The sequence below is a fragment of the Cupriavidus sp. Agwp_2 genome, from assembly GCF_040784895.1.
GTDB lineage: Bacteria > Pseudomonadota > Gammaproteobacteria > Burkholderiales > Burkholderiaceae > Cupriavidus.
Map to the genome: position 1 here is coordinate 2,283,603 of NZ_CP088083.1, position 18,466 is coordinate 2,302,068.

14 protein-coding genes and 1 tRNA gene are annotated in these 18,466 nt (G+C 66.8%); 6 read left to right on the forward strand and 9 right to left on the reverse strand.

Features of this window, described 5'->3' with window-relative positions:
- Positions 1-14: 14 nt before the first annotated feature.
- Together LPA45_RS10725 and hrpA are read right to left on the reverse strand one after the other, a co-directional pair.
- A complete protein-coding gene (locus tag LPA45_RS10725; RefSeq protein ID WP_116320409.1) occupies positions 15-1,001 on the reverse strand; it encodes a beta-propeller fold lactonase family protein in 987 nt (328 codons plus the stop codon).
- A gap of 142 nt (positions 1,002-1,143) precedes the next feature.
- A complete protein-coding gene (gene hrpA, locus LPA45_RS10730) occupies positions 1,144-5,235 on the reverse strand; it encodes an ATP-dependent RNA helicase HrpA (RefSeq protein WP_317923911.1) in 4,092 nt (1,363 codons plus the stop codon).
- 23 nt (positions 5,236-5,258) lie between these two features.
- Here hrpA and argA point away from each other — a divergent pair, with 23 nt between their 5' ends.
- On the forward strand, positions 5,259-6,734 hold the full coding sequence (gene argA, locus LPA45_RS10735; RefSeq protein WP_116320407.1) for an amino-acid N-acetyltransferase: 1,476 nt from the start codon (positions 5,259-5,261) through the stop codon (positions 6,732-6,734).
- 103 nt (positions 6,735-6,837) lie between these two features.
- The gene (locus LPA45_RS10740) at positions 6,838-7,110 is read left to right on the forward strand and encodes an oxidative damage protection protein (protein WP_029046163.1); all 273 of its coding nucleotides are present in this window, start codon (positions 6,838-6,840) and stop codon (positions 7,108-7,110) included.
- 80 nt (positions 7,111-7,190) lie between these two features.
- Here LPA45_RS10740 and rpiA read toward each other — a convergent pair whose 3' ends face one another.
- Positions 7,191-7,877: a ribose-5-phosphate isomerase RpiA gene (gene rpiA, locus LPA45_RS10745; RefSeq protein WP_116320406.1), complete on the reverse strand. Its 687-nt coding sequence runs from the start codon at positions 7,875-7,877 to the stop codon at positions 7,191-7,193.
- A gap of 222 nt (positions 7,878-8,099) precedes the next feature.
- Between rpiA and tal the strand changes: the two genes are divergently transcribed.
- On the forward strand, positions 8,100-9,056 hold the full coding sequence (tal, locus tag LPA45_RS10750) for a transaldolase (RefSeq protein WP_317923912.1): 957 nt from the start codon (positions 8,100-8,102) through the stop codon (positions 9,054-9,056).
- A gap of 86 nt (positions 9,057-9,142) precedes the next feature.
- On the opposite strand, the gene LPA45_RS10755 is transcribed toward tal, so the two are convergent.
- The 3 genes from LPA45_RS10755 to rnr form a co-directional block, all read right to left on the reverse strand.
- Positions 9,143-9,919, reverse strand: coding sequence for an NAD-dependent deacylase (locus tag LPA45_RS10755; RefSeq protein WP_116320403.1), 777 nt, complete (start codon positions 9,917-9,919; stop codon positions 9,143-9,145).
- 4 nt (positions 9,920-9,923) lie between these two features.
- A complete protein-coding gene (gene rlmB, locus LPA45_RS10760) occupies positions 9,924-10,667 on the reverse strand; it encodes a 23S rRNA (guanosine(2251)-2'-O)-methyltransferase RlmB (protein ID WP_116320402.1) in 744 nt (247 codons plus the stop codon).
- Positions 10,668-10,747: 80 nt separating this feature from the next.
- Positions 10,748-13,345, reverse strand: a complete 2,598-nt coding sequence (gene rnr, locus LPA45_RS10765) for a ribonuclease R (RefSeq protein WP_116320401.1) — start codon at positions 13,343-13,345, stop codon at positions 10,748-10,750.
- 70 nt (positions 13,346-13,415) lie between these two features.
- Here rnr and LPA45_RS10770 point away from each other — a divergent pair.
- From LPA45_RS10770 to LPA45_RS10780, 3 genes are all read left to right on the forward strand, one after another.
- Positions 13,416-13,502: transfer RNA gene (locus LPA45_RS10770), tRNA-Leu, on the forward strand.
- A 338-nt stretch (positions 13,503-13,840) separates the two neighbouring features.
- Complete coding sequence (locus tag LPA45_RS10775; RefSeq protein WP_116320400.1) at positions 13,841-14,287, forward strand: Rrf2 family transcriptional regulator; 447 nt, start codon at positions 13,841-13,843, stop codon at positions 14,285-14,287.
- Between the two features lie 70 nt (positions 14,288-14,357).
- Positions 14,358-14,969, forward strand: a complete 612-nt coding sequence (locus LPA45_RS10780) for an NAD(P)-dependent oxidoreductase (protein ID WP_116320399.1) — start codon at positions 14,358-14,360, stop codon at positions 14,967-14,969.
- A 60-nt stretch (positions 14,970-15,029) separates the two neighbouring features.
- Here the strand turns inward: LPA45_RS10780 and LPA45_RS10785 are convergent, their stop codons facing one another.
- From LPA45_RS10785 to LPA45_RS10795, 3 genes are all read right to left on the reverse strand, one after another.
- Positions 15,030-15,599 carry a phosphoribosyltransferase gene (locus tag LPA45_RS10785; protein WP_116320398.1) on the reverse strand — a complete coding sequence of 190 codons (570 nt, stop codon included), beginning with the start codon at positions 15,597-15,599 and terminating at the stop codon, positions 15,030-15,032.
- A 139-nt stretch (positions 15,600-15,738) separates the two neighbouring features.
- Positions 15,739-17,079 (reverse strand): adenylosuccinate synthase, encoded by a 1,341-nt coding sequence (locus tag LPA45_RS10790; RefSeq protein WP_116320397.1) that lies wholly within the window; start codon positions 17,077-17,079, stop codon positions 15,739-15,741.
- A gap of 85 nt (positions 17,080-17,164) precedes the next feature.
- On the reverse strand, positions 17,165-18,316 hold the full coding sequence (locus LPA45_RS10795; RefSeq protein ID WP_317923916.1) for an ATP phosphoribosyltransferase regulatory subunit: 1,152 nt from the start codon (positions 18,314-18,316) through the stop codon (positions 17,165-17,167).
- Between the last annotated feature and the right edge of the window lie 150 nt (positions 18,317-18,466).

Genomic DNA, 18,466 nt, shown 5'->3' on the forward strand with positions numbered 1-18,466 from the left:
TGCCCCGATTCCGATCAGTACAGCGGCGCGCGCGTACGGAAATAGATGCCGTGCGGCGAGCGGCCGACGCGCACGGTCTTGACCAGCTTGCGGCTCGGCACGTCGATCAGCCCGACCGAGCGCGCCCAGCGGAACGTCACCCACAGCGTCTTGCCGTCGGCGGTCAGTTCCATGTCGTCCGGGCCCGGCGGCAGGCCCGTGATGTCGCCGATCTTGGTCAGCGTCTGCTGGTCGATGATGCTGATGCTGCCGGTCACGCGATTGCTCAGGAACAGGTGGCGCTTGTCGCCCACCGCGCGGAAGTTATGCGCGCCCTTGCCGGTCTGGATCTGCTTGACCACGGTGCGGGTGCGCCAGTCGATCACGGCAATATAGTCCGCGCCGGTCATGCCGACCAGCAGGTATTTCTGGTCCGGCGTCACCCAGATGCCCGCCGGCGCCGAGCCGGTCTCCATGCGCCACAACACGTTCTGCGTAATGAGGTCGATCGCGGCAACCTCATTGGAATCCTGCAGCGTGATAAAGGCGATGCGGCTGTCGGCGGTAAAGGCGATATGGCTGGGCGTCTTGGCCAGCGGGTATTGCTTGGCCAGCTTCAGCGCCTTGCCGTCCCAGCGGTAAACATCAACGCGGTCGAGCCGGTTGCCGGTGGCGACAAACCACTTCTGGTCGGGCGAGAAGCCGATCTGGTATGGGTCGTCGATATTGGGAACGCGCTGCTGTACCTTGCCGGTCACCGGGTCCAGGAACACCAGGTCGTTGCCGACCGCGTTGGCAACGATCAGCGACTTGTCGTCCGGCGTCGCGATCAGGTGGTGAGGCTCCTTGCCAATCGGGAAGGTTTCCAGAATCTTCTGCGTGTCCTTGTCGATCAGCGTGACGGTTGCATCACCCGAATTGAGGATCACCACCACTTCCGCCGCTGCCGGCGCAGCCATCAGGCCCAGCGCGAGCGCGCCCACCGTGATCCCACCAGCCACCCACCGACGCAATGCGAACATAAGACCCGCTACAAGAAGAACTGAATCGGCGATTCTAACGTTTGGGCGGCTAAATCCGCTGACGCCGCGACTGACGGCAGACAATAATTTGGCAGATTGTTGCGCCGGCACGACCATTTGCGGCCGTACCGGCGCCCTCGCGTCAGCGCTGCATCGATTCCCACACTTTCTGCAGCCGCTTTACCGACATCGGCACGGGGGTGCGCAGCTCCTGCGCGAACAGCGCAATGCGCAGTTCCTCCAGCATCCAGCGAAACTCTTCCAGCCGCGCGTCCTCGCCGCCCCGCCCTTGCGTGCGCAACTGCTTTTCGGCGCGCTGCCATTGCTGCACCAGCGGCGCCATCTCCTGCATGCGCTGGGTATCGCGCGCCGGGTCGCCCTTGAGCTTGTCGATGCGCATGGCGATGCCCTTCAGGTAGCGCGGGAAGTGGACCAGCTGCGTGTATGGGGTCTCGTCGATAAAGCGCTTGCTCATCACCCGGCCAAGCTGGCCTTCCATGTCGGCGTAGGTGGTGGCGAACGGCTTGGCCTGCAGCAGCTTGCGCGGCAGCCCGGCGTATTCGGCAAGGATGGCGCCGGCCAGCCGTGCGATCTCCTGCGCCAACAGCGACAGCCGCGTGCGGCCTTCGTCCTTGCGGGCGTTGAACTCGGCCTCGTTGCGTGGCAGGGGCGACTGCATGCAGGCGCGCTCCAGCGCCAGCATCACGATCTGGTCGCGCAGCATTTCCTGCGTGCCCAGCGTCATGTACTGCATGGCCATCTGCTGGAGCCCGGGGATGTTCTTTTCGATGAACTTGACCTGCTCGCGCAACTGCAGCGCGAACAGCCGGCGCAGCCCCAGGTGGTGGATGCGCGCGGCTTCCTGCGGATCGTCGAAGACCTCGACGTCGCAGTGCGTGCCGCGGTCGACCAGCGCCGGGTAGCCGAACAGCGTCTGGCTGCCCTTGCGGATCTCCAGCAGCTCGGGCAGTTCGCCGAAGGTCCATGCCGTCAGGTTCTCGTACTGGCCCGGCTCGGCCGCCGGTAGTTGCGCGGCCTGATCCGGCGAGCCGGCTTGCGCTGCCGCCTGCGCGGCAACGCGCTGGAACGATTGCTGCGCCTGGCCGCCCAGCTCGGCGCGCAGCTGCGCCAGGTTGCGGCCCATGTCGAGCTGGCGGCCGTGCTCGTCGATGACCTTGAAATTCATCGTATGGTGCGCCGGCAGCGTCTCCAGCTTGAAGTCGGCGCGCTTGACCATGGTGCCGGTCTGTTCGCGGATATCGGCGATCAGCACGTCCAGCAACTCACCCTCGCCAAACGGCTGGCGCGAGACAAAGCCGGCGGCAAAGTCCGGCAGCGGTACGCAATGGCGGCGCAGCTTCTGCGGCAGCGACTTCAGCAGCAGGTGGACCTTTTCCTTGATCATGCCGGGCACCAGCCAGTCGGCACGCTCCTGCCGCACCTGGTTTAGCGCGTACAGCGGCACGGTCAGCGTCACGCCGTCGCGGTGGCTGCCCGGCTCGAAGTGGTACGTCAGCCCCATGTCCACCCCGGCCACGTTCATGGCCTTGGGGAACAGGTCGGTGGTGATGCCGGCCGCCTCGTGCCGCATCAGCTCGTCGCGGTTCAGGTAGAGCAGCTTGCGGTCCCTGGCGCTTTCGGCCTGATACCACTGCTCGAATGTCGTTTGCTGGTTGATCTCCGCCGGGATGGCGCGATCGTAGAAGGCATAGATCAGCTCGTCATCGACCAGCACGTCCTGCCGGCGCGACTTGTGCTCCAGGTTTTCGATCTCGCGCACCAGGCGCTGGTTGTGCGCGAAGAACGGCAGGCGCGTATCGAATTCGCCCTCGACCAGCGCGCGGCGGATAAAGAGCTCGCGCGCTTCCTGCGGGTTCATCGGCCCGTAGTGGACGCGGCGATGCTGGTAGACCACCAGCCCATACAGCGTGGCCCGCTCCAGCGCCAGCACCTGGCCGGCCTTCTTTTCCCAGTGCGGATCGCTCCAGCTCACCTTGAGCAGGTGGCCGCCGATCTGCTCCAGCCACTCCGGCTCGATCCGCGCCAGCGTGCGCGCGAACAGGCGGCTGGTCTCGACCAGCTCGGCCGCCACGATCCAGCGGCCGACCTTGCGCGCGATCAGCGAGCCCGGCCACAGGTGGAACTTGATACCACGCGCGCCCAGGTACTCGCGGCCCTTGCCGTCGCCATCCTCGATGCGCACGCCGACGTTGCCGAGCAGGCCGGTCAGCAGCGCCTTGTGCACCTGCTCGTAGGTCGGCTCGCTCTCGTTCAGGCGCCAGCCCTGCTCGGCCACCGTGGTCAGCAGTTGGGAATGGACGTCGCGCCATTCGCGCAGGCGCAGGTGCGACAGGAAGCTGGCACGGCACTGGTCCTGCAGCTGGCGGTTGGACTTCTTGTGCGCGACCGCGTCCTCGAACCACTTCCACAGCTTGACCCAGCCCAGGAACTCCGACTTCTCGTCCATGAACTTGCGGTGCGCCTGGTCGGCGGCTTCCTGTGCTTCCTGCGGGCGGTCGCGCGGATCCTGCACCGACAGCGCGCTGGCGATGACCAGCACCTCGCGCAGGCACTGGTGCTCGCGCGCGGCCAGGATCATGCGGCCCACGCGCGGATCGAGCGGCAGCTTCGCCAGCTGTCTCCCGGTCGGCGTGAGCTGGTTGGCGTCGTCGACCGCGCCCAGCTCCTGCAGCAGCTGGTAGCCATCGGCGACGGCGCGGCCCAGCGGCGGCTCGATGAACGGGAACGATTCGATATCGGTCAACCGCAGCGCCTTCATGCGCAGGATCACCGCAGCCAGCGACGAGCGCAGGATTTCGGGATCGGTAAAACGCGGCCGGCCGGTGAAATCCGACTCTTCGTACAGCCGGATGCAGACACCATCGGCCACGCGGCCGCAGCGGCCGGCGCGCTGGTTGGCGGCGGCCTGCGCGATCGACTCGACCTGCAGCTGCTCGACCTTGTTGCGGTACGAGTAGCGCTTGACGCGCGCCATCCCGGTATCGACCACGTAGCGGATGCCCGGCACCGTCAGCGAGGTCTCGGCGACGTTGGTCGCCAGCACGATGCGGCGCGCATTGGACGGCTTGAACACCCGCTCCTGCTCCTGCACCGAAAGCCGCGCGAACAGCGGCAGGATCTCCGTATGCGGCGGATGGTGCTTGCGCAGCGCCTCGGCGGCCTCGCGGATCTCGCGCTCGCCGGGCAGGAACACCAGCACGTCACCCGGGCCGACGCGGCACAGTTCATCGACGGCATCGACGATGCCGTCGTAGAGGTCGCGCTCGCGCGCCTGCGCGCTGCGCGGCGCGGCCCCCGGCGGCGCGTCGTCGGTGATCGGGCGGTAGCGCACTTCCACCGGGTACAGCCGGCCGCTGACCTCGATCACCGGCGCGGGCTTGCCGTTGAGCGTGAAATGCTCGGCAAAGCGCTGCGCATCGATGGTGGCCGAGGTGATGATCACCTTCAGGTCGGGCCGCTTCGGCAGGATCTGGCGCAGGTAGCCGATCAGGAAGTCGATGTTCAGGCTACGCTCGTGCGCCTCGTCGATGATGAGGGTGTCGTACGCGCGCAGCAGCGGATCGTTCTGCGTCTCGGCCAGCAGGATGCCGTCGGTCATCAGCTTGACCGAGGCCCCGGCCGACATGGTGTCGTTGAAGCGCACCTGGTAGCCGACATGCTCGCCCACCGGCGACCCCAGCTCCTGCGCGATGCGCTTGGCGGTAGAGGTGGCGGCGATGCGGCGCGGCTGGGTGTGGCCGATCAGTCCCCCGCCTTCGCGCCCCGGCCCGCGCCCGATCGACAGGCAGATCTTGGGCAGCTGCGTGGTCTTGCCCGAGCCGGTCTCGCCGGACACGATCACCACCTGGTTGGCCAGCAGCGCCGCGGCGATCTCGTCGCGGCGGGCCGAGACCGGCAGGGCCTCGGGGAATGTGATCGGCGGCAGCGGGTTGACCGCCCGTGGTGGCCTTGGCGGCCGCGGCGGGCGCTCTTGGCGCGGGCCGCGCGGCGGACGCTGGCCGGGTTCGCCGGCCGGACGGGCGGCAGCGGGTTCCGGACGGCCGGACGGCGGCCGAGCCTGGCCCGTGGGCGGCCCTTTTGGTGGTCGGGGCGGTCGGGGCGGCCGGGACGGATTGGGTGGCGTGGACTGGCCGGCACTGGCCGGCGTCTGCGGCGCGGCGTGTTGACCTGGCCTGGCAGGCTTTGCAGCCTTGAAGGGGCGTTGTTCTGACATTGGCCGGGATTATAATCCGCGGGATGAACGCAAGAACCGATACGCCGCAGCCGGCGACCTCGACCGACACCGCAGCCGCCACGGCGGCGGAGCCGCCCGCCACGGCCGAGCTCCCCCCGCCTGCCCCGCCTTCCACCGAGCCCGCCACCGCACCGGTGCCGGCGGGCGCCGACGCCATCGAGCGCGGCGGCCCCGACCACCAGCAGTTCGTCGACTGGCTGCGCATGGTGGCGCCGTATATCCATGCCTTCCGCGGCAGGACCTTCGTGATCGCCTTCGCGGGCGAACTGGTCAAGTCGGGCGTGCTCAACGCACTGGTCAACGACGTAGCGCTGCTGCACGCGATGGGCATGCAGATCGTGCTGGTGCACGGTTCGCGCCCGCAGGTGGAAGAACAGCTGGCGCTGCGCCATGTCGAGTCGCAATTCGTTGACGGCGTGCGCATCACCGATAACGCCGCGCTCGAATGCGCCAAGGAAGCCGCCGGCGAGCTGCGCCTGGACATCGAGGCCGCATTCAGCCAGGGCTTGCCCAATACGCCGATGGCGGGCGCGCAGCTGTCGGTGATTTCCGGCAACTTCGTCACCGCGCGCCCGGTCGGCATCGTCAACGGCACCGACTACCAGCACACCGGGCTGGTGCGCAAGATCGACGCCGAGTCGGTGCGCATGTCGCTGTCGCACGGCAAGGTGGTGCTGCTGTCGCCGCTGGGCTTCTCGCCGACCGGCCAGGCCTTCAACCTGTCGATGGAAGACGTGGCCAGCGCCACCGCCACCGCGCTCAAGGCCGACAAGCTGATCTTCATTACCGAGGTGCCGGGCGTGCCCGACGCGGTCGGCAAGCTGATGCCGGAAATGTCGCTGCGCACGGCCGTGGAGCGCCTGCAGAACAACCACTTGCCGCCCGACGTTGCCGACTACCTGCACCACCTGGTCAAGGCGCTCAAGGGCGGTGTGCCGCGTGCGCACCTGATCCCGTATTCGCTGGATGGCTCGGTGCTGCTGGAGCTGTTCCTGCACGATGGCGTCGGCACCATGCTTTCCGATACCGACCTGGAAAGCCTGCGCGAAGCCACGCTGGACGACGTCGGCGGCATCCTGCAACTGATTGCGCCGCTGGAGCAGGATGGCACGCTGGTGCCGCGCGGACGCCACCTGATCGAGCGCGATATCTCCAATTTCTCGGTGATCGAGCACGATGGCGTGTTGTTCGGCTGCGCCGCGCTCTATGACTACCCGCGCGAGAACATGGGCGAAATGGCCTGCCTGACGGTGTCGTCCGAGGCGCAGGGCACCGGCGACGGCGAGCGCCTGCTCAAGCGCATCGAACGCCGCGCGCGCGCGCTGGGCCTGGACAAGCTGTTCGTGCTCACCACGCGCACCGAACACTGGTTCCTCAAGCGCGGCTTCGTCCACGCCACCGTCGACGACCTGCCCGAAGACAAGCGCAAGCTCTACAACTGGCAGCGCAAGTCGATGGTGCTGATGAAAAAACTGTGACGGCGTAGGGTCAATGGCCGCCTCGCCGCGGCCAGCCGCCTTGCTTGGCTACAATAGCGCCAGCGCCCTGAGCTCAGTCTAACGAACGAACAAGGAGTCCCCCATGGCCCGAATGGTCCATTGCATCAAGCTGAACAAGGAAGCCGAAGGCCTCGACTTCCCGCCGCTGCCCGGCGAACTGGGCAAGAAGATCTGGCAGAGCGTGTCGAAGGAAGCGTGGGCCGGCTGGCTCAAGCACCAGACCATGCTGATCAATGAAAACCGCCTCAACATGGCCGACACACGCGCCCGCCAGTACCTGATCAAGCAAACCGAAAAGTACTTCTTCGGCGAAGGCGCCGACCAGGCGCAGGGCTACGTGCCGCCGCAGTCCTGATTCCGGACCGCGTCAACGAAAAAAGGGGTGCCCGAGGCACCCCTTTTTGCTGGGCCGTTTCAACCGGCCGATGCGTCGGATCAGTAGTCCGTGCGCTGCACACCGTCGCCGGTGCCGAGCAGCAGCACGTCCGCGCCACGTAAGGCAAACAGGCCCACGGTGACCACGCCCGGCACCTGGTTGATGGTCTGCTCAAGCCCGCGCGGATCGTCGATCTTCAGGCCTACGACGTCCAGGATCACATTGCCGTTGTCGGTCGTGTAGATGCCACCTTCCTTCGTCATGCGCAGCTTCGGCTGGCCACCCAGCGCCTGCAGCTTGCGCGCGACCGCCGCACGTGCCATCGGGATCACCTCGACCGGCAGCGGGAAGGCCCCCATGGTGCCGACCAGCTTGCTGCCGTCGGCGATGCAGACAAAGCGCTTCGCCACCGAGGCCACAATCTTCTCGCGCGTCAGCGCGCCGCCGCCGCCCTTGATCATGGCGCCGCTGGCATCGATCTCGTCGGCACCGTCGACATACACCGGAATCTCGTCGACTTCGTTCAGGTCCAGCACCTTGAACCCGTGCTGCTGCAGGCGGCGCGTGGAAGCCTCGGAGCTCGACACGGCACCCGCGAAGCGCTCCTTGAACGCCGCCACGGCGTCAATGAAGAGGTTCGCGGTGGAGCCGGTGCCCACGCCCAGCACGGCGCCTTCGGGAACTTCCTGCTTCACATAGTCGGCGGCGGCCTGCGCCACCAACGCCTTGAGTTCATCCTGAGTCATGACAACAGCCAGATTGCGTTGGGGGAAAGGCATAGTGTAGCGGATAGAGCGGCATACCCCGCCACCGGCGGTACAATGGATCGGCCGGGGCCAGCGCTTGCCGCCCCGCCACCGCAAACCGAATCGCCAACGATTCAGCGCCAACTCAGCGCCAATTCAGCGCCAATTCAGCGCCAATTCAGCGCCAATTCAGCGCCAATTCAGCGTCAACGACAAAGCGACATGAACCAGCTCGAACAACTCAGGCAGTTCACCACGGTAGTGGCCGACACCGGCGACTTCCAGCTGATGAAGCAATACACCCCGCGGGACGCGACCACCAACCCCTCGCTGATCCTGAAGGCCGTGCAGAAACCGGAATACCGGCACCTGCTGGAGAAGGCGGTGCAGGACCACCACGGCAACGGCGGCGTCGATGCGGTGATGGACGAAGTGCTGATCGCCTTCGGCTGCGAGATCCTGGCGATCGTGCCGGGCCGCGTCTCGACCGAAGTCGACGCGCGCCTGTCGTTCGACACCACCGCCACCGTCAACAAGGCCCGCCACCTGATCCAGCTGTACGAGCAGCGCGGCATCGCGCGCGAGCGCGTGCTGATCAAGATCGCGTCCACCTGGGAAGGCATCCGCGCGGCCGAGATCCTGCAGCGCGACGGCATCCGCTGCAACATGACGCTGCTGTTCTCGCTGGTGCAGGCGGTGGCCTGCGCCGAGGCCGGCGCGCAGCTGATCTCGCCCTTCGTCGGCCGCATCTTCGACTGGTACAAGAAGCAGGCCGGCGAGCAATGGGACGCGGTCGCCAACGGTGGTGACAACGACCCGGGCGTGCGCTCGGTGCGGCAGATCTATGACTACTACAAGAAGTTCGGCTACCCGACCGAGGTGATGGGCGCCAGCTTCCGCAGCACCGCGCAGATCTTGTCGCTGGCCGGCTGCGACCTGCTGACCATCAGCCCGGAACTGCTGGAGCAACTGGCTTCCGGCCAGGGCACTGCCGAGCGCAAGCTGTCGGTCGACCAGGCTCAGGCCGCCAATATCGCCCGCATCGCGGCGGATGAGGCATCGTTCCGCTGGCAGCTGAATGAAGAGGCAATGGCCACCGAGAAGCTGGCCGAAGGCATCCGCCTGTTCGCGGCGGATGCGGTCAAGCTGGAGAAGCTGATCGGCGAGATTGCCAGATAAGCGCCAGGTAAGCCGACGCGGCCGGCTCAGTCCGGCTCAGTCCGGCTCAGTCCGGCTCAGTCCGGCTCAGTCCGGCTCAGTCCGGCTCAGTCCGGTTCAGCGCCCGGCTGCGGCCACAGCAGCGGCAGGCAGGCGCCTGCCGCCGCCTGCACCATGAGGTCCGCGGTCTGGTCCAGCGCGGACGGCAGCGGGTTGATCACGATGACGGGCGCGCCGTGCTCCTTCGCCAGCCCCGGCAGCGCGGCAGCGGGATAAACCAATCCCGACGTTCCGACCACCAGGCACAGGTCCGAGGTCTCCGCCGCATGCTCGGCGCGGAAGCGCGCCACGCGCGGCAGGTCCTCGCCGAACCACACCACGCCCGGGCGCATCAGCGCGCCGCACAAGTGGCAGCGAGGCGGCATGCCGGGCAGCGCGCTCGCTTCGTCGCAGCGCCCGCACCCATCCAGCCACTTGTTGGCGAACAGGTTGCCATGCAGCTCGATCACATGCTGGCTGCCTGCGCGCTGGTGCAGGCCATCAACGTTCTGCGTTACCAGCGTGACGTTCTTCTGCGCGGCCAGCGCCACCAGCGCGTGGTGTGCCGGATTGGGATGCGCGGCAGCGACCAGCGCGCGCCGGTGCAAGTACCACTCCCACACCAGTTCGGGCTGGCGCCGGTAGGCCTCTTCGCTGGCCAGTTCCTCCGGATTGAACCGTTCCCACAGGCCCGTCATCGCATCGCGGAAGGTCGGCACGCCCGACTCGGCGGAAATGCCGGCGCCGGTCAGCACGAAGATGCTGCGCGCCTGCGCGATCAGCCGACGCGCCTGCTCCATCCCGGGCCAGGGCTCAGACGTGGGGCGTAGCGGATCGGCCACCATGGCTTCAGCGCGGCAGGCGCCGCTGGCGCACCACTTCGTACAGGCAGACGCCGCTGGCCACCGAAACGTTGAGGCTCTCGACGCCGCCGGCCATCGGGATGCCGACCAGTTCGTCGCAGGTCTCGCGCGTCAGGCGGCGCATGCCCTCGCCTTCCGCTCCCATCACGATCGCCGTCGGGCCCTTGAAGTCGATGTCGTAGAGGGATTTTTCGGTGCCGTCGGCAGTGCCGATCACCCAGATGCCGCGTTCCTGCAGCTCGCGCAGCGTGCGCGCCAGGTTGGTCACGGTGATATACGGCACGGTCTCGGCTGCGCCGCTGGCCACCTTCGCCACGGTTGCATTGAGGCCGACGCTGCGGTCCTTGGGCGCGATCACCGCGTGCGCGCCGGCACCGTCGGCCACGCGCAGGCAAGCGCCCAGGTTGTGCGGGTCGGTGACGCCGTCGAGCACCAGCAGCAGCGGCGTGCCTTCGATGCCATCCAGCAGTTCGTCCAGGTTCAGCGCCAGCGCCACGTCCTCGGCGCGCGCCACCACGCCCTGGTGGCGGTCGGTGCCGGCCATGCCGCGCAGGCGCTCGGCGTCGACCGGATGCAGGCGCACGCCCAGGCTTTCAGCCAGTCGGACAAAGTCTTGCATACGCCGGTCGCGGCGGGCGGATTCGATGTAGATATCCGACACGCCCTTGGGATCTTGCCGCAGGCGCGCGGTCACGGCGTGGAAGCCGATCAGGAGTTTTTGTTTAGCCATGGGCGCGATTGTACTCGCCCGCCCGCCGTCCCCACGCATGCGGGGGGACGGCGGTTGGCCTCAACTCTCCTTAACTCGCCTTAACGCTTGCGCGGAGTGCGCTTGGCGGCCGACTTGCCGGCCGTTTTGGCGGGGTGCGACTTGGAAGCCGGCTTGCGCGGCTTCTCCAGGTGCGCCGGCTTGGGCTTGGCCGCGCGCTTGGCCGGCTTGCCGCCGGTCTTGACGTGCGGCTTGAGCGGCGTGATCACCGCTTCGAAGACCGGCTGCTCTTCGATGACGCGGTCGAGCGTCTCGTCGAACGACTCTTCCGGCTTGGACGATCCGCCCAGCAGCGCCGCCAGCTGGCGGCCCTTCTTGCGCGCCGGCACCGCGTGGGCGGCCGGGACGCGCGGCTGGGTGTCGGTGCCGGTCGCGCGCGCACGCAGCGTCCGGGCCGACGGCTCCTGCACCAGGCGGAAGTCGATCTTGCGTGCATCCAGGTCCACACGCGACACCTGCACGCGCACGCGGTCGGTCAGGCGATAGCGGATGCCGGTGCGCTCGCCGCGCAGCTCGTTGCGGGCCTCGTCGTACTGGAAGTAATCGCTGCCCAGTTCGGTCACGTGGACCAGCCCTTCGACGTACAGTTCGTCGAGCTGGACGAAGATACCAAACGACGTCACGGCGCTGACGGTGCCGGCAAAATCGCTGCCCAGCTTGTCGCGCATGAAGTAGCACTTGAGCCAGGCCTCGACATCGCGCGAAGCCTCGTCGGCACGGCGCTCGTTGGCCGAGCAATGCAGGCCAAGCTCGTCCCAGATGGCCTCGTTGCGCTTCGCGCGCGCGGCGGTCAGCTCCGCCTTCTGCTCGGCGTCCTTGGCCTGCAGGCGGCGTGCCTTGGGCGAGATCGCGGTGTTCAGCTCGGTGCCGTGGGCGAACGCGGGCTGGTACTTGGTATGCGCCAGCACCGCCTTGATCGCGCGGTGCACCAGCAGGTCGGGATAGCGGCGGATCGGGCTGGTGAAGTGCGCGTAGGCTTCGTACGCCAGGCCGAAGTGGCCAATATTGTCGGGGCTGTACACCGCCTGCTGCATCGAGCGCAGCAGCATGGTCTGCAGCATCGGCGCATCGGGGCGGGACTTGATCTTGTCCATCACCTCCGCATAGTCGGACGCCTGCGGCTTGTCGCCGCCGCCCAGCGACAGACCCGAGGTCTTCAGGAACTCGCGCAGGTTTTTCAGCTTCTCTTCGCTCGGGCCGGCGTGGATGCGGTACAGCGCCGGGTGCTTGAAGCGCTCGAGGAAGTCCGCCGCGCACACGTTGGCGGTCAGCATGCATTCCTCGATCAGCCGGTGCGCATCGTTGCGGGTGCGCGGCAGGATCTGCTCGATCTTGCCCTGCGCGTTGCAGACGATATAGGTCTCGGTGGTGTCGAAGTCGATCGCGCCGCGCTCGCGCCGCGCCTTGAGCAGGACCTGGAACAGCTCGTACAGGTTCTGCAGGTGCGGCACCAGTTCGGCGCGCTTGTGCGCCTCGGGACCCTTGGTGTTGGACAGCACCGCCCAGACCTCGTTGTAGGTCAGGCGCGCGGTCGAGTGCATCACCGCAGGATAGAACTGGTAGCCCTTGAGCTCGCCCTTGGCCGTAAGCACAGCATCGCAGACCATGCACAGCCGGTCCACGTTGGGATTGAGCGAGCACAGCCCGTTGGACAGCTTCTCCGGCAGCATCGGGATCACGCGGCGCGGGAAGTACACGGACGTGGCACGGTCCAGCGCATCGCCGTCCAGCGGCGTGCCGGGGCGCACGTAGTGCGACACGTCGGCGATCGCGACGATCAGGCGCCAGCCCTTGGCACGGCCGATCTTGACCGGCTCGCAGTAGACCGCATCGTCGAAATCGCGCGCATCTTCGCCGTCGATGGTAACCAGCGGGATGTCGCGCAGGTCGATGCGGTGGTCCAGGTCGGCCTGGCGCACCTCGTCGGGCAGCGCGGAGGCTTCGTGCGCCGCCGCGGGCGAGAAGGCATGCGGCACGCCGTACTTGCGCACCGCGATCTCGATTTCCATGCCCGGATCGTCGATATCACCGAGCACTTCCACCACGCGGCCCACCGGCTGCACATAGCGGTCGGGATACTCGATCAGCTCGACACTGACCACCTGCCCCACGCGCGCCTTGCCCTGCGCCTTGGGCGGAATCAGGATGTCCTGGCTGATGCGCTTGTCCTCGGGCGCGACCACCAGCACGCCGCCTTCACTGAGCAGCCGCCCGATCACGAAGCGGTTGGCGCGCTCGATGATCTCGACGATTTGCCCTTCGGGCCGGCCACGGCGGTCGTAGCCCACCACGCGCACTTGCGCGCGGTCGTTGTGCATGGCCTTCTGCAGCTCGCGCTCGGGCAGGAAGATATCGTCTTCGCCATCGTCGCGGATCAGGAAGCCGAAACCGTCGCGGTGGCCCTGCACGCGGCCAGTGACAAAGTTGGGCTGGTTGGCCAGTTCATAGCGGCCCTTGCGGTTCAGTTCGATCTGGCCGTCGCGTTCCATCGCCGCCAGGCGCTTCTGGAAGCCGTCATGCTCCTTGCGCGTGACCGACAGGGCCTTGGCGATATCGCCTGCCGACTGCGGAGATCCCGACGTTCTCAGCACGCCCAGGATTTCTTCCCGGCTGGGGATCGGATAGTTGTTCTGATTCAATTTTTTCTGGAAACTATTTGACAAAATTCTCGCGCTCCCTATAATGAGCGCTTCGGTTGTTTCGACACCTGCCCAGGTGGCGGAATTGGTAGACGCACTAGGTTCAGGTCCTAGCGGTGGCAACACTGTGGAGGTTCGAGTCCTCTCCTGGGCACCAGATCACCGGGAAACCCGCAGCGCTTTCGAGCCCTGCGGGTTTTTTGTTTTTGGCGCTTTGTTGGCGTACCAGATCCGGCAACTTCCACTCCTTGCTTGGCGGCAACTTGCCGCAGTGTCATACGTGAGCGTACGGGGTTTTTCCCGTCCTTGAAACCGCGCACAGTGCCATGCGCGGCAACCAAACCACATTGGTCCGGCAATGTCGAGGAGTGTAACAGCTTCAGTGGCGATTCCGGCATTCCGGCGGCCACCATATCGCGTCCCCACCCCGGCGCCATCGACGTTGACAGCGGCCATGATATGTAACTATCATGGTTTCATATTACCCACGACACCATGAGCACGAGCAGCCGGTTCGCCGTAGCGGTCCACATCCTTACCCTGCTGGCCAGTTCCGAGGAACCGGTGCCGTCGTCGATGATCGCCGGCAGCGTCGGCACCAACCCCGCCCTGATCCGTCGGCTGGTGGGCCAGCTTGCCGAAGCCGGCCTGGTCAGCACCACCATGGGCAGCACCGGCGGCGCCACGCTGGCACGTCCGGCCGCATCGATCACGCTGCTCGAAGTGTTCCGCGCGGTGGAAACCACCGCGCTGATCACGCTGCACCAGAGCGCGCCGAACCCGGCCTGCCTGGTCGGCCGCGAAATCACCGGCGCGCTGCGCAAGGTTGCCAACCGTGCCCAGGCGGCCATGGATGACACGCTGGCCGGCATCACCATTGCCGGTATGCTCGCCGATGTCAAAGGCGCCGGCGAAGGCGCCGGCCAGCGCCGCAAGCGCTGATTTTTTTACCCATATGTGTAACCAAATTGGTTTCACATTGACTCTGCCACCCAGTAAAGAAGGAGTGACCATGCATATCGCAATCATCGGCGCCACCGGGCGCGTCGGCACGCGCCTGATCGACGAAGCCCTGCGCCGCGGCCACCAGGTGACCGCCATCTCGCGCCAGGCAAGCCGGTTGCCGGAACGCGCCGGCCTGATCGCCAAAGACGTGGACGGTACGGATGGTGCCGCACTCGCGGCGGCGCTGGCAGGCAATGACGTCGTCATCAGCACGGCGCGCTTCGCGCAACTGAACGCGCAGCAGGTCACCTCGGCCGTGCGCCAGGCCGGCGTGCCTCGACTGCTGGTGGTGGGCGGTGCCGGCAGCCTGTATGTGGCACCGAATGTGCAACTGGTCGACACGCCGGCTTTCCCCGAGGCGTACAAGCCTGAAGCCCTGGCTGGCCGCGACTTCCTCAACGCGTTGCGCGGTGAACAACAGATCGACTGGACCTTCCTGTCGCCGTCGGCGCTGTTCGAGCCGGGCGGGCGCACCGGGAAGTTCCGTATTGGCGAGGAAGCCCTGCTGAGCGATGGCGCGGGCAAGAGCTGGATCTCGATGGAGGACTACGCGATTGCGATGCTCGACGAGATTGAAAAGCCAACGCATTCGCGCCAGCGTTACACGGTCGGCTACTGACGCCTTCCGGTCCCGTGCCGCGCGGCGGGCGCCGCGGGCACGGATGGGACGGGGCAGCGCTCAGGCGCTCGCGTCGTCGTCGAGCAGGCTGGCCCGCTTGCCGCGCTTGAGCCAGGCGCCCAGGTTGTGCGGGCGCAGCGTGTCGTACTCTTCGAACGGCTGGTGGATCCAGGGGTTCGACGGCAGGAACGTCACATGGTAGTCAGGCTCGATCTTCGAGCAGGCCTTGTACCACAGCACCGCCGAGCGCACCTCGGTCACCGCCGGATAGCGCTCCTTCAGGTGACGGCCCACGCGTTCCAGCGTAATGCCCGAATCAACCAGGTCGTCGACCAGCAGGATCTTGCCCGACAGGTCGCCGCGCGTCATGGTGATGTATTGCGCGATGTCCAGGTCGCCCTGCTGAGTGCCGGCTGCTTCCCGATAGCTGCTGGTGGCCAGGATCGCCAGGGGCACGTCAAAGATACGCGACATCTGGTCGCCCACGCGCAGGCCACCGCGCGCCAGGCACAGGATCTTGTCAAACTTCCAGCCCGACTCGTGCACGTTCAGCGACAGGCGTGCGATCAGGCGATGGTATTCGTCCCACGAGACCCACAGGTTCTCTTCGTCGTTGGTTGGCAGGTTCATCGTTTTGCTCTTGATATCTTCGTGGCCGGTTGGCCCGGATAGCCAATAAGGCTCGGCCCGCTTGCGCGGGCCGATGGTCTGTCTGCAGGCCGCGGCGTTCGTGGCGCCGCGGCACTACGTCGTGCTGCTGGTTGCCAGGTCAGGCCTTGTACGGGTGACGCAGCAGGATGGTCTCGTCGCGGTCCGGGCCGGTCGAGATCATGTCGATCGGGATGCCGACCACTTCTTCTACGCGCTTCAGGTAGACGCGGGCCGCCTCGGGCAGCGCGTCCCACGACTTCACGCCGAAGGTCGACTCGTTCCAGCCCGGGAATTCCTCGTAGACCGGCTCGCAACGCGCCACGGCGTCGGAGCCGCGTGGCAGGATATCGACCGTCGAGCCGTCGAGCGTGTAGCCGACGCACAGCTTGATGCTGTCCAGGCCATCCAGCACGTCCAGCTTGGTCAGGCACAGGCCCGACACGCCGTTGATCTGCACCGAGCGCTTGAGCGCGGCGGCATCCAGCCAGCCGGTGCGGCGCGGACGGCCAGTGACCGAACCGAATTCCTTGCCGACATTGGCCAGGCGCACACCGACCTGATCCTGGCGCTGCGGGTTGTCGTTGTCGTACAGCTCGCTCGGGAACGGGCCCGAGCCCACGCGCGTGCAGTAGGCCTTGGTGATGCCCAGGATGTAGTTCAGGCGGCCCGGACCCACGCCGGCGCCCGCGGCGGCCGCACCGGCCACGCAGTTGCTCGAGGTCACGTACGGATAGGTGCCGTGGTCCACGTCGAGCAGCGTGCCTTGCGCGCCTTCGAACATCAGGTTGCCGCCGGCGGCGTTGACCGCGTACAGCTCGGCCGAGACGTCGGCCACCATCGGGGCCAGGCGCGGCGCGAAGGCCAGCGCATCGTCCAGCGTCTGCTGGAAGTCCACGGCTTCAGCGCCCAGGTACTGGGTCAGCATGAAGTTGTGGTAGTCAAGGTTCTCGCGCAGGCGCTCGGCGAACTGCTCGGGGTCGAACAGGTCCTGCACGCGCAGCGCGCGGCGGGCAACCTTGTCTTCATAGGCCGGGCCGATGCCGCGGCCGGTGGTGCCGATCTTGGCCGCGCCGCGACGGGCTTCGCGTGCCTTGTCGATGGCCACGTGGTACGGCAGGATCAGCGTTGCCGCTTCGGAGATGCGCAGGCGGCTCTGCACCTGCAGGCCGGCAGCTTCGAGTTCTTCGATTTCACGGAACAGCGCCTCGGGCGACAGCACCACACCATTGCCGATGTAGCAGATCGTGCCTTCGCGCATGATGCCCGACGGGATCAGGCGGAGAATGGTCTTCTTGCCGCCGATGATCAGGGTGTGGCCAGCGTTGTGGCCGCCCTGGAACCGCACCACGCCCTTTGCATGGTCGGTAAGCCAATCGACGATTTTTCCTTTGCCTTCGTCACCCCATTGGGTGCCGATCACGACGACATTGCGTCCCTGGCCTACTGCGGATGCGGACATATTGCTTTGGTCAATAGGTTAAAAACGTATTCTACTCTTGTTGCAGGGCGATTCCCGATTTTTGGCCGGGATTGCTCGCCCGGCGTCAGCGCGGCACCACGGCCCAACCGGAATCCTGGCGCACCAACTGGCGATCGCAGTTGAATTCATCGAGCTCGTGGGTATGGCCCGGCAGCGACTGGATCACGATCTCGCCGGCGGCGCGGAGCGCCGAAATGGCGGCGCGCAGTGCCGGATCCGCGTCCCAGGGCGCGAAAATCGCCTGGGCGCGCACTTCTACTGGTGACAGCGACGCCACTTCGCGCAGGTCGAGCGAAAAACCCGTCGCCGGCCGGGCGCGGCCGAAGGCTTCGCCCACCTTGTCATATCGCCCCCCACGGGCCACGTAGTTGGGCAAGCCCGCCACGTACGCCGCGAACATCACGCCGCTGTGATAGTGATAACCGCGCAGGTCCGACAGGTCGATATTGACGCTGGCACCGCGCACCTGCACCGCCAGCGCGGCCAGTTCGTCCAGCGCGCGGCCGATCGCCGGGCTTGCCGGCAGCGTGGCGCGGGCGCGGTCCAGCACCTCCACCCCGCCGTACAGCGTCGGCAGCGCCAGCAGCGCATCGCGTTCCGTTTGCGGCATGCCCAAGGTCAGCTCGCGCAGCGCGGGCACGTCCTTGGTCTCGAGCGCGGCGAAGAGCGCATCCTCGATCTTGCGGATCGACGGCAGTCCCGCCAGCAGCGCTTCCAGGATGCCGGCGTGGCACAGGTCGATGCGGATCTCCGACAGCCCCGCCGCCTGCAGCGCCGCCAGCATCAATTCCTGGATCTCGACGTCGGCTTCAAGGCCGGCGTGGCCGTAGATCTCGGCGCCGATCTGGATCGGCTCGCGCGTGGCATGGAAGCCCGCCGGGCGCGCGTGCAGCACGTTGCCGGCATAGCACAGGCGGGTCACGCCCGGGCGGTTCAGCAGGTGGGCGTCGATGCGCGCGACCTGTGGCGTGATATCGGCGCGCAGGCCCATGGTGCGGCCCGACAGCTGGTCCACCAGCTTGAGCGTGCGCAGGTCCAGGTCATGGCCGGTTCCGGTCAGCAGCGACTCCAGGTACTCCAGCATCGGCGGCATCACCATCTCGTAGCCGTAGGTGCGGAACAGGTCCAGCATGCGGCGGCGCAGTTCTTCAATCTTGCGCGCTTCCGACGGCAGCACGTCGGCAATGTTTTCTGGCAGCAGCCAATGGTTGGACATGGTGAATCTCTTCTCGGTCATTCGGTTACCCCGCGGGCTCGGCGCCCGCGGTGCCGGGCCACGCCCGGGCACATTGTTGCCGCAGTCTTGCCTCGCTGCGCGCCCGGTCCATCACTCGGCAATGATGGCTCCAGCCGGACAAAACCCCGG

Excerpts from the sequence above, each read along its gene's own strand:
- LPA45_RS10725 (WP_116320409.1), bottom strand. The coding sequence starts at position 1,001 with ATGTTCGCATTGCGTCGGTGGGTGGCTGGTGGGATCACGGTGGGCGCG.
- hrpA (WP_317923911.1), bottom strand. The coding sequence starts at position 5,235 with ATGTCAGAACAACGCCCCTTCAAGGCTGCAAAGCCTGCCAGGCCAGGT.
- argA (WP_116320407.1), top strand. The coding sequence starts at position 5,259 with ATGAACGCAAGAACCGATACGCCGCAGCCGGCGACCTCGACCGACACC.
- LPA45_RS10740 (WP_029046163.1), top strand. The coding sequence starts at position 6,838 with ATGGCCCGAATGGTCCATTGCATCAAGCTGAACAAGGAAGCCGAAGGC.
- rpiA (WP_116320406.1), bottom strand. The coding sequence starts at position 7,877 with ATGACTCAGGATGAACTCAAGGCGTTGGTGGCGCAGGCCGCCGCCGAC.
- tal (WP_317923912.1), top strand. The coding sequence starts at position 8,100 with ATGAACCAGCTCGAACAACTCAGGCAGTTCACCACGGTAGTGGCCGAC.
- LPA45_RS10755 (WP_116320403.1), bottom strand. The coding sequence starts at position 9,919 with ATGGTGGCCGATCCGCTACGCCCCACGTCTGAGCCCTGGCCCGGGATG.
- rlmB (WP_116320402.1), bottom strand. The coding sequence starts at position 10,667 with ATGGCTAAACAAAAACTCCTGATCGGCTTCCACGCCGTGACCGCGCGC.
- LPA45_RS10775 (WP_116320400.1), top strand. The coding sequence starts at position 13,841 with ATGAGCACGAGCAGCCGGTTCGCCGTAGCGGTCCACATCCTTACCCTG.
- LPA45_RS10780 (WP_116320399.1), top strand. The coding sequence starts at position 14,358 with ATGCATATCGCAATCATCGGCGCCACCGGGCGCGTCGGCACGCGCCTG.
- LPA45_RS10785 (WP_116320398.1), bottom strand. The coding sequence starts at position 15,599 with ATGAACCTGCCAACCAACGACGAAGAGAACCTGTGGGTCTCGTGGGAC.
- LPA45_RS10790 (WP_116320397.1), bottom strand. The coding sequence starts at position 17,079 with ATGTCCGCATCCGCAGTAGGCCAGGGACGCAATGTCGTCGTGATCGGC.
- LPA45_RS10795 (WP_317923916.1), bottom strand. The coding sequence starts at position 18,316 with ATGTCCAACCATTGGCTGCTGCCAGAAAACATTGCCGACGTGCTGCCG.